We start from the raw sequence: 12,182 nt of genomic DNA on the forward strand, positions 1-12,182 counted from the left end.
ATTAAAATTAATTTAATTATAATTTATTAAATTGTAAGCTACAAGGTGATGAGGAGGAAGAGGAATGAAGGAAATAGAGAAATTAAAAGAGGAATATCCACTCTTAAATCAATTAATCGCAACAGAAGAAGTGTTTTGGGTGAATCCGAACATGGAAAAGTATGAAACGGCAATAAAAGATTCGCCACTGAATGAAGAGAATGTAAAAGATGCGGAAGAGAGGTTAAAGCGTTTTGCACCATATATTGCGAAAATTTTTCCTGAAACGAAAGAGACTAACGGCATAATTGAATCACCTTTAGTGAAAATCCCTTCAATGAAACAAGCTTTAGAGAAAAATTATGAGCAACCTATTTTAGGAGAATTATTATTAAAATGTGATAGTCATCTTCCGATATCAGGATCAATTAAAGCTAGAGGAGGCATTTATGAAGTATTGAAGCATGCTGAACAATTAGCTTTGCAGTGTGGTATGTTAACAGAAGAAGATGATTATTCCATTTTAGATAGTGATACATGTAGAGAGTTTTTTGCCACGTATTCTATCGCAGTAGGTTCGACAGGAAACTTAGGATTAAGTATTGGGATTATGAGTGCGAAGTTAGGTTTTAACGTAACGGTTCATATGTCAGCAGATGCGAAACAATGGAAAAAAGATTTATTAAGAAGCAAAGGTGTAAATGTTATTGAATATGAAGCTGATTACAGTAAAGCTGTAGAAGAAGGAAGAAGGCAAGCAGATGCAGATCCTAGCTGTTATTTTGTAGATGATGAAAACTCACATGATTTATTTTTAGGATACGCAGTAGCAGCATCGCGTTTACAAAAACAATTAGAAGAGTTAGAGATTGTAGTGGATGAAGAACATCCTTTATTCGTTTATCTACCATGCGGAGTAGGGGGCGGGCCTGGCGGAGTCGCATTTGGTTTAAAGTTATTGTATAAAGACAACGTACACTGTTTCTTTGCCGAGCCTACGCATTCTCCATGCATGTTACTCGGTTTAATGACAGGACTTCATGATAAAATTTCCGTTCAAGATATCGGGATTGACAATGTAACAGACGCGGACGGACTAGCGGTAGGAAGACCGTCTGGATTTGTCGGTAAAACGATAGAACCATTTTTGAGTGGAAATTACACAGTAAGTGATGAAGAGTTATATAGATTATTAAAAGAACTAGCTGATACGGAAAAGATTTATTTAGAGCCTTCTGCATTAGCCGGTATGATAGGGCCAGTAAAAGTATGTACAGAAGATGAGTATTTACAAAAACAACAGTTAACAGAGAAGATGAAGAAAGGTACTCATATTGTGTGGGGAACTGGCGGTAGTATGGTTCCAGAAGATGTGATGAATGGGTATTATAGGAAAGGTTTAGAATTAATACTGTAAGGAAAATGAGGCTAGTTATAGTCTCATTTTTTCATGTACATAAAAATCTTTGTTATTTTCACATATGTTCTTTATAGTATAGATATAAAGGATTACTAAGATCGAATAAATATAACAAAAAAGCTTTATTTTACATAATAAGAGGATGTGTATACGATGTCATTACAGACTAAATATATAGCGGGTATTTCGCTTGGGGTTATGGGGGTAGGTTTTGCGGCTTCTATTCCTTTTCAAGGGACGGTAGCTGGTGAGATTATTCAAGGTGGATTTGAAGCTGGGTTAGTTGGTGGACTTGCGGATTGGTTTGCAGTTACAGCATTATTCCGTCACCCGATGGGAATTCCAATTCCGCATACAGCTTTGTTACCTAAAAACCGTAAACGAGTAACGAAAGGGCTCATCAATACGTTAGAAAATGAGTGGCTAACGAAAGAAAGTATTACGAATAAAGTAAAAGAAATGCAACTAGCACAAATGGTGCTGCAAATTGCAGAGAGAGAAATGCAGTCTAATGCTGTGAAAAAAGGGATTGTAACGATTGCTGAGAAGGCGATTGTTTCAATAGATACGGAAAAATTAGCGGTTATTATTGAAAAAGAATTAAAAACGTATTTGCATACAATGAATACAAGTAACATCTTACAAGTGCTTGTTGATCAATTAGTTGTGCAAGAATATGATGAGAAGACACTGGATTACATTTTAGTAAAAGTGAAAGATTGGACAGCGCAAGATGAAGCACGCTACCAGCTCGGAAGTTTAGGGATGAAGGCGATGGAAAATATAAAAGTAGATGGATTTTTACAGTTTACATTGAAGTCGTTTATGAATATTGTAGATGAAGATAAAATTGGCGGCATTTTGCAGAAATTCATTATTAGCAATATTAACAGCTTACAAGATGCGGATAATAGCACGAGACAGCTTATATTAGCAAAAATTCGTCAAGAAATTATAAATGTAAAAGAAAATGAAGCGTTACTACAAGAATTAGAAAATTGGAAAGAAAAATGGATTTCAAATTGGAATGCTACTGACAAAATTAAAGAGATGTTGGAACAAGCGCAGCAAAAAGCAGTTGCCTTTGTAAACAATGAAGAATTTGCGGATAAGTATGTTATTCCATTTTTACAAAAACAAATGAATAAAATAAAAGATGACGAAGTGACTGTTCAAAAAATAGAAGATTGGTTACAAAAACAAGTTGTGAAGCTTGTTGAGAATAACCATTCGAAAATCGGAAAGCTTGTGCAAGAAAATCTTGATAAGTTAGATGATAAAACGTTAATTGAAATGATTGAAAATAATGTCGGTAAAGATTTACAATGGATCCGAGTAAACGGAGCTGTTTGCGGATTTATGATTGGCTTAGTGTTAGAGGGAATTAAAGCGATTATATGAGAAAAACCTTCCACAATTGTGGAAGGTTTCTTATTTTTCAATAACACTCATATTTAAATTGTAAGCTTTCTCAATGCTTAATTTATACGTTCCATTTCCAGTTTTAATCGAATTTTTATACCAATGTTCTTGTTCGTTTAATTCTGGATTTTCTGCTGAAGTATTCTCTTCTTTTTTCGTTAAATCTTCAACTTGTTCCCAAGGTGTGTTTCCGTGGGATTCTTTTTTGTTTGTTATGGCGATTAAAGATACATCGCTTTCTTTCGTTAAATGAACAGATACATTTGAACTTTCCTGTACAAACCAATTATTTTGTAATTGACCTGGATAAAGGGATAGTTCGTTATTTGAAGCACGAACTTCTACATTTTTATTTTGTGGAAGAACGAGTGTCGGTTTGACCTGTGGTGCGGAATTCCATAACGTATGTTGAACTGGTAATGATTTTAAAGTGATATACATCGTTTCCCCGGCTGTTTCAACGGAAAGAAAATCTTCTTGTTTTAAATTAAGTTTTTCATTAGCTTTCGTCGTCATTTCATATGTTCCAAGAAGATGAATTTGATTTGTATCAGTACCCTCTATTGTTAGAGGGTACTGTCCTGCATCCACTACAATTTTTTTGATAGATTCAGGTATATTAAGTTGTCCACTTGGAATATTACTCGTTTGGCGAGTGGTATGAATAGAATGACGAACTTCATCTAGCAATCCAGTTGATAATAAACAGTAAAAAGCAATGCCAACACTTCCTAAAACACCGATAAAGAAAATACTAAAAATATCATATTTAATAAATGATTGTTCCTTCTTAGAAAATAGAAGGTAAAGTAAAATTTCCACGCCAAGTATAATAAGTAAAACAGGCCACCATGCTGTTAAGGAATCTAATACCTCAGTACCTTTTATAACTGAAAATAGTAAGAAGCAACCTAATGCAATAATAGAAAGCCCCATTGAAAATGTTCCAACGCGCCATGTTCTCATTCTTTCGTACCACCTTTATTTTCTTTATTTCCAAGTAACAATTTAAAGCCGCCACCAATTAAGAGGAGTGCAACGATAGATGTTTGGAAATAGCGATAATACAGCTCGCTAAGATGAATGTTAAATATAGTTGCGAAGTAATCATTCAAAATAGGAAGGACTGTTTGATCTAATAAATAATAACCCCCGAGTGTAATTAACCCGATACCGATCCATCTTTGATGATTGATAAAATAATCAATGATAGGTTCGTCATGTACACGTTCTTTTCCATACTTTGCAGTTTGCTGTAAAGCGTCAAAGAAGCTATAGAACCAAATGATTGGTACTAAAAATAAAAACGCTGAAAGTCTTAATAAGTCAAGTAAATAGATGGAAAGTAAAAAGGCTGCCATAAGCTGGAGGCCTCGTCGCTGTAAGCCTAAATACATATGTCCCGCTCCAGGAAACATCGCTAAAATAGAAGCGAATGTTTTACTTTTCTTTCCTTGTTCACGGTGCTCTTCAAAATCTTCAAAAATAGTGCGGTCAACTAATTGTTCACCACGTTCTTTTTTCTGGAGTTGCTGAACAACATCGAAGAAATTATAAATCCATAAAACAGGTAACGTCACGAGAAAGATAAGGAAACTTTCTTGAGATGTTAAAAGGGCAACGAAAATGATCATACTTCCGATTCCTGTACAAGCTACTAAAAATGTAAGTCCACGTTGCATAAGCCCTAATTGAAAATGACCAAGTCCAGGGATGATGGAAAGAAGAATGATATAAAATCGTTCGCTCTCTTTAGAGGACTCTGTTAATTCTCCGGTTGCTTGTTTTTTCGATTGGTTAATAATCGTGATAACTAAATCTAGTAAGTTGACCACCCATAACACGGCTAGTAAAAATAGAGAAAGAAAAGCAATATCACGCGCTCCCAATGCTATTGTACAAAATGCTGCAAAGATAAATAGAAATACAGCCCCTCCGCTATATAAAATAAACCGTCCAAATTTCTTTAAATATAAATGTCCAAGCCCAGGAATTAGCCCTAATACAAGTGCTAAAAAGGGGTTTTTATTCATGCTTTGAACCTCCGTCCTTTTTTGATGAGTCTACCGATTTGTTTACAATTTGTTGTGAGATAGAAGACTCGTTATGTTTTGAAGATTTCTCGAAATTTGATGTCGCTGTGAAAATATATTGGAATAAACCACTTACCATAAAAATAATTGTAGCTGCGGTTGCAATTATGTAGTGAATAATCGTTCGCTTTAATGAGTTTGTTTTTATATTTTCATTAGGTTGTAGCGTTTCAAAATCAATTTGTGTCATAACTTCGTTCGTAAATGAATCATCATTTATCATTGGAAGGTTTTCCTGTTGTTCATCAATACTTTCCATATAAATCGCTAAACAATGATCACATTCATAAAGGTGTTCTTCCATAGATTCACGTTCATTGCTTTCTATAACATCTAATGTATAATTGCGCCAATCTTCTTTTGAATAATGCATCATAGAAACTCTTCCTCCTTCCAATGTTTTTTAATCCATTTTCTTGCCCGATACAGTTTCATTTCGACTGTTTTCACTTCGATATTTTCCTGCAAAGCAATTTCGTGATAACTTTTTTCTTCTAAGTAATGTGCGAGAACGACATCACGGTAATTATGGGGAAGTTCTCTCAGTTTTTGAGCAATTAGTAATTTTTGTTCTTTCGTCAATAATAAATCCTCAATATTTTGAGAGGATTTTATATTTTCCTCAGTTTCTTTACATAAGGAGAGTTCTTCGTTTTCTCTAGCTTTTTTTCTCTTATAATCAATAGCGTGATTGGTGGCAATACGCGCCATCCACGTTTTTAATCCGCGAAATTGATAATTTGGGAGAGAGGCGTGAATTTTTACGAATACTTCTTGTGTAACATCTTTCGCATCTTCTTCATGTCTTAAAATAGAAAAGATAACTTGGAAAATATAGTGACGATATGTTTGCACAAGGATACGAAAAGCATGTTCGCTTCCTTGCTGTGCTTTTTCAATTAATTGTTTTTCCTCAATGGGTCTCTCCCTCCTTTTTGACGCATTCTATTATATAGACGTAAAGAATGATAAGTCACCCTACACATTTTGTAAAAAAAGAATAATATATTTTTTGCAGGAGAGCTAGATGAAAAAAGGTGTGAAAAAATGGTAAAGAGAAGTATATAATGAGCAAGTAGGAAATGTTACAGGGAGAAAGGATGTGAGTGTTAGTAGGGGAATGTCCATACTAACAAACATGAAAATTAAAATATTAATAGCAGATGATAATTCTTTTATTAGAGAAGGCATGAAAATTATTTTAAATACATATGAAGAGTTCGAAGTAGTAGATACAGTAAATGATGGGAAAGAAGCAGTGGAATATTGCAAAAAGAACGACGTTGATATCGCCCTTTTAGATGTTCGCATGCCAAATATGAACGGGGTAGAGGCGACGAAATTCATTTGTGAAGAGACGAAAACGAAACCGCTAATTTTAACGACGTTCGATGATGATGAATATATTTTGGACGCAGTGAAGAACGGGGCAAAAGGTTATTTATTAAAAAATAATGATCCAGAGCGTATTCGTGATGCGATAAAAGGAGTATATAACGGTCAAACAGTTATGCAAGATGTAGTTCTCGATAAAATTAAGTCTAATTTAATGGAAAGTAAAGAGGAAGAATGTAAAATAGATAAAAGTCTTTTTACTGAAAGAGAGCTGAGTATTATCGCATTAATTGCAAAAGGCTTTTCGAATAAAGAAATCTCGAAGCAACTTTTCATATCAGAAGGAACAATTGCAAATTATATTACGTCAGTTTTAGGGAAAACTGGACTGGAACATCGTACACAAATCGCGATTTATTATTTAACAGGGAAAGTTGATTAAAGATATGGAATTTTGGTTAATTGTAAGTAAATTAATTGTCTTTATATATATTGTGTTTAGTTACATGTATTTAAATGTTGAGAACTTACCATGGATTATACTTACTTTGCTTTTATATCTTTCTGTAAACGTGCTAATCTCTATATTTAAAAAAGATACGTACAAAAACATAGTAACTTCTGTGTCGATTGGCTTAGTTATGTTATTTACATGGAAGATTCATCCGTTTTTCATTTTGTTTTTACCATTGAACTTATATGAAATTATATTTCGTTATATAGAGAAGAAATGGCAACTCTTTATCATTATGATGATTCCTATTATATTTACAAATGAAAGCATTCGAATGACATATGGATTAATTGTTGCATTTTCTTTCCTCGTATTAACGATGGCAGAACGGTATATATCGCGCGTATTAAAGCTTGAATCACAAAATGATAAGATGCGAAAAAATATGCAGCGGCTGACGAAAAGCTTAAATGAAAATAAAGAGTACATAAGGCAATCAGAGTACACATTTAAGTTAGAAGAGAGAAATCGACTTTCTCAAGAAATTCATGATAAAATTGGCCATTCGATGACAGGTGCACTTATTCAAATGGAAGCAGCAAAGAGATTAATGGCGATAGATAAAGAAAAATCTGCTGAGTTATTACAAAATGCAATTCATATTTCGAAAGATGGAATTGAAAGCATTCGGATTACATTAAAAAATATGAAGCCACCAACTGAGCAAATTGGTATTCATCGTATGAAATTATTCATAGAGGAATTTGCCGGTAAGCATGATGTGAATATTCCTTTCGTTTATAAAGGGAACTTAGATATGATTTCTCCTATACAGTGGAAGATTATCGGTGAAAATGTCACGGAAGCATTAACAAATGCGATGAAATATGCTGATGCGACAGTCATTTCAATCGATATTCATGTACTTAACAAGATGGTAAAGGTACAAGTGAAGGATAATGGAAAAGGTGCAATGCTTGTTAAAAAAGGTCTCGGTATTATGGGGATGGAGGAACGAACGGCGTCTGTAAACGGTAAAATTATAGTAGATGGAACAAGTGGTTTTTCAGTAACAATGTTGCTACCGATATGAGAATGAATCATCTCATATGAAAAAAGTGAATAATCTCATGTGAAAAGAATGAACTTCTGCACTGAGCAGGTTCATTCTTTTTGTTTATACTAAAAGCAGAGAAACCGAAATAGGGGTGAAACGATGAATACTTTAGAAATTAAAAATTTAACGAAAAAATTTGGTGATTTCATCGCAGTTGATAATATGTCTTTATCTATTAAAGAAGGAGAAATATTTGGCTTTTTAGGATCGAATGGTGCTGGTAAGAGTACGACAATTAACATGATTGCTGGTTTGTTAAGAAGTAATGAAGGTGAAATTAGCATACTAGGAAAAAATATAAAGAAACATAATCGATTTGCGAAGATGAATATCGGTATCGTTCCGCAAGATATTGCGATTTATGAAGAGTTAACAGCTTATGAAAATGTGAAATTCTTTGCTGGATTGTACGGATTACGAGGAGCTGAATTAAAAGCTAGGGTCGAGGAAGCTCTTCAATTTGTAGGACTTAGTGACAAAAAGAAAAGCTATCCAAAGAACTTTTCTGGTGGGATGAAGCGAAGACTGAATATCGCTTGTGCAATTGCTCATAGACCGAAGTTAATTATTATGGATGAGCCGACAGTTGGAATTGATCCACAGTCAAGAAATTATATCCTGCAGTCTGTTCGGAAATTAAACGAAATGGGAAGTACGATTATTTATACGAGTCACTACATGGAAGAGGTAGAAGAGATTTGTACGAAAATAGCTATAGTAGATCACGGTAAAGTGATTGCAGAAGGAACGAAAGAGCAGTTAAAAGCAATTATTACCGATACGAAAGATATTTGGATTGAAGTGAAGTCAGTAGAAAATTTAGATATAGAACAGTTAAAAGAGATAAATGGAGTGAAAGCTGTTCAAATTGAAGAGAACGTAATTAAAGTAAACTCGGATGCAGGATTAAATAATTTAAATAAAATTGTTCAGCACTTCATTAATCATGACATTGAAATCCGTTCGTTAGAGGAGCAGGCTCCTAACTTAGAAACGGTATTCCTTACGTTAACTGGAAGAAACTTACGAGATAAATAAAGAGTAAATGAAGAAAAGGTAAAGGGAGGTTCATCAATTGAACATCTTTAATATTGCAATTATGCATATGAAAAGAGATTTCAGAGACGCAAGAACTTTAGTTTTTATGTTAGCTTTTCCGATTGTGCTTATGCTTGTGTTAGGTACAGCATTAACAAACGCATTTAATAGTGATAGTCATTCAATTAAAGATATACAGGTGCTATATAAAGATGAAGCGAGTAGCACGTTTTCTCAAGCATTTGAAGCATTTGCGAAAGAAGTTGATAAATCGGGTATTCATTTTAAAAAAGCTTCTGAAGGTATAGATGGGAAGGAAGCAGTGAAGCAAAATAAATATGCTGCTTATGTAGAATTAAATAAAGATGGCGCAAAATTGTACGGAAGTGACAAAAGTAGTATTGAGGGAAGTATTGTGGAAGGCATGCTAACAACATTTGTTGATAAGTACAATGTAGCAGCCGAAGTTGCAAAAGTAGATCCTAGTAAGGTGAGCGCAGTTATTTCAAATGGAAATCATAATGATTATATAAAAGAAACATCTTTACAAGCTGCGAAAAAGCCAGGTTCTATGGATTACTATGCAGTTGTAATGACGACGATGATTGCGCTATATGCAGCGATGGGAGCCAGTTCTTTAATTCGAGGAGAACGAATACGTAAAACAGGAGATCGTCTCATTGCTGCGCCTATAAGTAAGGCTGAAATATTCATTGGAAAAGTACTTGGGAGCCTAGTAGCAAATGCTCTGTGCATATTGCTTGTCATGTTATTTAGTAAATTTGTTTTTCAAGCGAATTGGGGCGATCATCTTGGAATTATATTTATTATTTTATTAACAGAAGTCTTTCTAGCAATTAGCTTCGGTTTAGGGATTGGATATATTACCAAAACACCTGAATCGTCTAGAGCAATTATTATGGTGGTAGTGCAATTAGCTTCTATTTTTGGCGGTGCATATTTCGTAATAGAAGAAAATTTCGTTACGAATTTATCACCATTAACGTGGGCAAATACAGCTGTTATGAAAATTATTTATGCGAATGATGTAGGGGCAGCACTGCCGGTAATAGGTTTAAACCTTGGAATTTCGGCACTCTTTTTATTCATTGCAATTATTGCATTACGTAGACGGGAGGGGCTATAGTATGAAAGATATTTTATGGCTCATACAAAAAACGTTATCTGTACTTTTGAAAAATAAAAAAGGGTTATTCATTATTATTAGTTTGCCAATAATCGGGACGCTCATCTCTTTTTCGATATACGGAAATGCGGGGCAAGGTGCGTTAAATATCGGGATTGTAAATAAAGAAAATGAGCCGATAGCAAATGATACGATAAAGTTTTTAGAAGGATTAAACAATGTGAGTGTCAGTAAGATTAAGGAGTCTGAAGTAGAAGATAAACTCACTTCTAAAAAACTTGATGGGGTTATTACATTAGAATCTGGTTTTTCAAAAAGTGTTCGAGAAGGGAAGCCAGATCATATAGAAGTTGCATCAATTAAAGGTGATCAAGTAACAGCATTTATAAAATCATATTTATATAACTATATTGATAATGTAGCAGCTATTAGTAAAGTAGCAGGAACAGATCAAAGTGTATTTGATACTATGTACGTAGGGTATCAAAAAAGTGCATTTAAAATGAAAACGGAGACGCTAGAAGATACTTCGAAAAATAAAGATATGACAAACCAAACGATGGGTTATCTTATTATGTTTATGCTGTTTTCAGCAGTGAACTTATCTGGATTTATTTTAAAAGAAAAAGAGAATAGAACGTACTTTAGATTATTATCAACACCAATTGACGGAAAGAAATTTATATTATCTAATGTCGCGGTAAATATGATGATATTAACATTGCAAATTGTAATTGCAGTACTATTTATGACGAATGTTTTTCATACAAATATTAATATGCCTTTCATAGTAATGATTGGTGTGCTTATGATATTCGCTTTAATTGCAATTGGTTTATCATTAGTCATTGTGTCTTTTTCAAAAAGTTCAGCTGCTTCAAATGCAATGCAAAATCTAGTGATAGTACCAACATGTTTGCTTGCTGGATGTTATTTCCCGTACGACATTATGCCAAATGCAGTACAAAAAGTAGCTAATTTTCTTCCGCAGCGCTGGTTATTAGACACGATAGCAAAACTACAGCAAGGAATTCCATTCTCTGAGTTGTATTTAAACATTTTAATTTTATTTGCCTTTGCGATTGCATTCTTCTTAATTGCAATTTATAAATTCGGGAGAAATAATGATGCGAGGAACTTTGTTTAACAAAAAAAGGTGTGGCGTAGTGCTACACCTTTTTTTGTGTAATTTAGAGTATCTTTTGTAATATAGGAATGCTTTTGTAGAGCACTTCGTTATGTGAAGCATGCACAACACATTCATTTCCCTCTAGGAGAAAAACGCTATGTAAAATAGCGTTTCCGTCACCATGTTTTGTCAGCATATCACCGACGACTTTGCCGTCTGTCCATTTCAGATTAGAATATGAAGGAACGACTTGTAAATATTGAATGGTTTCCTCTCCATCTCCAGCAATGAGTGTAGTTTCAATATTTCTTTTTTGTATCATAAATCTATTTTTATTTAAAGTATCGAGGAAAGGGTTTTTCGTTTTCATTTTACTATAAGGAATAAATGTAATTGAAGATCCAGATTTTATAAATAAATAATTCCCGTAATCTTTACACGGAATAACATCTTGTAATCCTGGAAAGTAAAGATGTATCGCCTCAACTGTATTCATGTTATATAAGGTGCTTAAGTAGTGAATGTATTGTTCCATATAAAAATGAACGATATTTATTTTAGAAGAGGCATGGACAGGGAGACTACCTCCAGTCCAATAACTATAATTTGCCGGAGATCCAGCGCTTGGTGTACAGAGTATGATAAGTTGATTTACATCATTTTTATATTCTTCACTTTGAACGTAAGAACGTCCAAGAAGTCCTCCCATACTATGACAGATTAGATTTAGTTTATCGCGCCCTGTAATTTTTTTAGCATAAGCAATCGTTTGTAATAAATATTTTTTTGTAGAAAAAATAATCCGCTGACGCCAGTCATAAAAACAAATAAATAGGTTTTTATTTCGTTCATAGCCCATACTTTCTAACATCAAAATAAATGGCTCATAAACAAATGCAGATAGTCCGAAGCTCCAATCACCAGTACCCGGAATAATAATATTATTCATTGAACCGAAAAGTCCTGGGACAAAAACAATAGGTGTTTTTCCTTTTCTCATATTCTTCGCTCCTTTACCTGTTTAACATCGATGAAAATGAAGAAATAC

Annotated in this window: 12 protein-coding genes; 7 read left to right on the plus strand and 5 right to left on the minus strand. The window is 33.9% G+C overall.

Annotation, left to right across the window (positions count from 1 at the left end; genetic code table 11):
- Positions 1–64: 64 nt before the first annotated feature.
- Positions 65–1,396 (plus strand): D-serine ammonia-lyase, encoded by a 1,332-nt coding sequence (gene dsdA / locus MR079_RS12905; RefSeq protein WP_139867846.1) that lies wholly within the window; start codon positions 65–67, stop codon positions 1,394–1,396.
- Between the two features lie 156 nt (positions 1,397–1,552).
- A complete protein-coding gene (locus tag MR079_RS12910; protein ID WP_000058334.1) occupies positions 1,553–2,800 on the plus strand; it encodes a DUF445 domain-containing protein in 1,248 nt (415 codons plus the stop codon).
- Between the two features lie 30 nt (positions 2,801–2,830).
- On the opposite strand, the gene exsE is transcribed toward MR079_RS12910, so the two are convergent.
- From exsE to MR079_RS12930, 4 genes are read right to left on the minus strand one after another with little or no spacing between them, the layout of a single operon-like run.
- Positions 2,831–3,787: an exosporium protein ExsE gene (gene exsE / locus MR079_RS12915; RefSeq protein ID WP_242294087.1), complete on the minus strand. Its 957-nt coding sequence runs from the start codon at positions 3,785–3,787 to the stop codon at positions 2,831–2,833.
- Entirely contained in the window at positions 3,784–4,854 is a 1,071-nt protein-coding gene (locus MR079_RS12920) for a hypothetical protein (RefSeq protein WP_001039094.1), read from the minus strand. Before MR079_RS12920 ends, exsE begins: the two co-directional genes overlap by 4 nt.
- On the minus strand, positions 4,847–5,290 hold the full coding sequence (locus MR079_RS12925; protein ID WP_139867841.1) for a hypothetical protein: 444 nt from the start codon (positions 5,288–5,290) through the stop codon (positions 4,847–4,849). The genes MR079_RS12920 and MR079_RS12925 overlap by 8 nt, the downstream gene beginning before the upstream one ends.
- Positions 5,287–5,769, minus strand: coding sequence for an RNA polymerase sigma factor (locus tag MR079_RS12930; RefSeq protein WP_001195477.1), 483 nt, complete (start codon positions 5,767–5,769; stop codon positions 5,287–5,289). The genes MR079_RS12925 and MR079_RS12930 overlap by 4 nt, the downstream gene beginning before the upstream one ends.
- Positions 5,770–6,052: 283 nt before the next feature.
- On the opposite strand from MR079_RS12930, the gene MR079_RS12935 reads away from it, so the two are divergent.
- The 5 genes from MR079_RS12935 to MR079_RS12955 all read left to right on the plus strand — a co-directional run bounded on the left by MR079_RS12935 (position 6,053) and on the right by MR079_RS12955 (position 11,152).
- Positions 6,053–6,691 carry a response regulator transcription factor gene (locus MR079_RS12935; protein WP_000694106.1) on the plus strand — a complete coding sequence of 213 codons (639 nt, stop codon included), beginning with the start codon at positions 6,053–6,055 and terminating at the stop codon, positions 6,689–6,691.
- A 4-nt stretch (positions 6,692–6,695) separates the two neighbouring features.
- Positions 6,696–7,796 carry a sensor histidine kinase gene (locus MR079_RS12940; protein ID WP_139867839.1) on the plus strand — a complete coding sequence of 367 codons (1,101 nt, stop codon included), beginning with the start codon at positions 6,696–6,698 and terminating at the stop codon, positions 7,794–7,796.
- Positions 7,797–7,919: 123 nt separating this feature from the next.
- Positions 7,920–8,858 carry an ABC transporter ATP-binding protein gene (locus MR079_RS12945; RefSeq protein ID WP_098299115.1) on the plus strand — a complete coding sequence of 313 codons (939 nt, stop codon included), beginning with the start codon at positions 7,920–7,922 and terminating at the stop codon, positions 8,856–8,858.
- A 37-nt stretch (positions 8,859–8,895) separates the two neighbouring features.
- Entirely contained in the window at positions 8,896–10,005 is a 1,110-nt protein-coding gene (locus MR079_RS12950) for an ABC transporter permease (protein ID WP_139867837.1), read from the plus strand.
- 1 nt (position 10,006) lies between these two features.
- Complete coding sequence (locus MR079_RS12955) at positions 10,007–11,152, plus strand: ABC transporter permease (protein ID WP_242294088.1); 1,146 nt, start codon at positions 10,007–10,009, stop codon at positions 11,150–11,152.
- Positions 11,153–11,195: 43 nt separating this feature from the next.
- On the opposite strand, the gene MR079_RS12960 is transcribed toward MR079_RS12955, so the two are convergent.
- Positions 11,196–12,134, minus strand: a complete 939-nt coding sequence (locus tag MR079_RS12960; RefSeq protein WP_139867833.1) for an esterase/lipase family protein — start codon at positions 12,132–12,134, stop codon at positions 11,196–11,198.
- Between the last annotated feature and the right edge of the window lie 48 nt (positions 12,135–12,182).

The sequence above is a fragment of the Bacillus cereus group sp. BfR-BA-01381 genome, from assembly GCF_022663555.1.
GTDB lineage: Bacteria > Bacillota > Bacilli > Bacillales > Bacillaceae_G > Bacillus_A > Bacillus_A pacificus.

What these genes read in the sequence shown, in the direction of transcription:
- MR079_RS12925 (WP_139867841.1), bottom strand. Translation starts at nt 5,290, where the DNA reads ATGATGCATTATTCAAAAGAAGATTGGCGCAATTATACATTAGATGTT.
- MR079_RS12960 (WP_139867833.1), bottom strand. Translation starts at nt 12,134, where the DNA reads ATGAGAAAAGGAAAAACACCTATTGTTTTTGTCCCAGGACTTTTCGGT.
- exsE (WP_242294087.1), bottom strand. Translation starts at nt 3,787, where the DNA reads ATGAGAACATGGCGCGTTGGAACATTTTCAATGGGGCTTTCTATTATT.
- MR079_RS12940 (WP_139867839.1), top strand. Translation starts at nt 6,696, where the DNA reads ATGGAATTTTGGTTAATTGTAAGTAAATTAATTGTCTTTATATATATT.
- MR079_RS12945 (WP_098299115.1), top strand. Translation starts at nt 7,920, where the DNA reads ATGAATACTTTAGAAATTAAAAATTTAACGAAAAAATTTGGTGATTTC.
- MR079_RS12920 (WP_001039094.1), bottom strand. Translation starts at nt 4,854, where the DNA reads ATGAATAAAAACCCCTTTTTAGCACTTGTATTAGGGCTAATTCCTGGG.
- MR079_RS12935 (WP_000694106.1), top strand. Translation starts at nt 6,053, where the DNA reads ATGAAAATTAAAATATTAATAGCAGATGATAATTCTTTTATTAGAGAA.
- MR079_RS12955 (WP_242294088.1), top strand. Translation starts at nt 10,007, where the DNA reads ATGAAAGATATTTTATGGCTCATACAAAAAACGTTATCTGTACTTTTG.
- MR079_RS12910 (WP_000058334.1), top strand. Translation starts at nt 1,553, where the DNA reads ATGTCATTACAGACTAAATATATAGCGGGTATTTCGCTTGGGGTTATG.
- dsdA (WP_139867846.1), top strand. Translation starts at nt 65, where the DNA reads ATGAAGGAAATAGAGAAATTAAAAGAGGAATATCCACTCTTAAATCAA.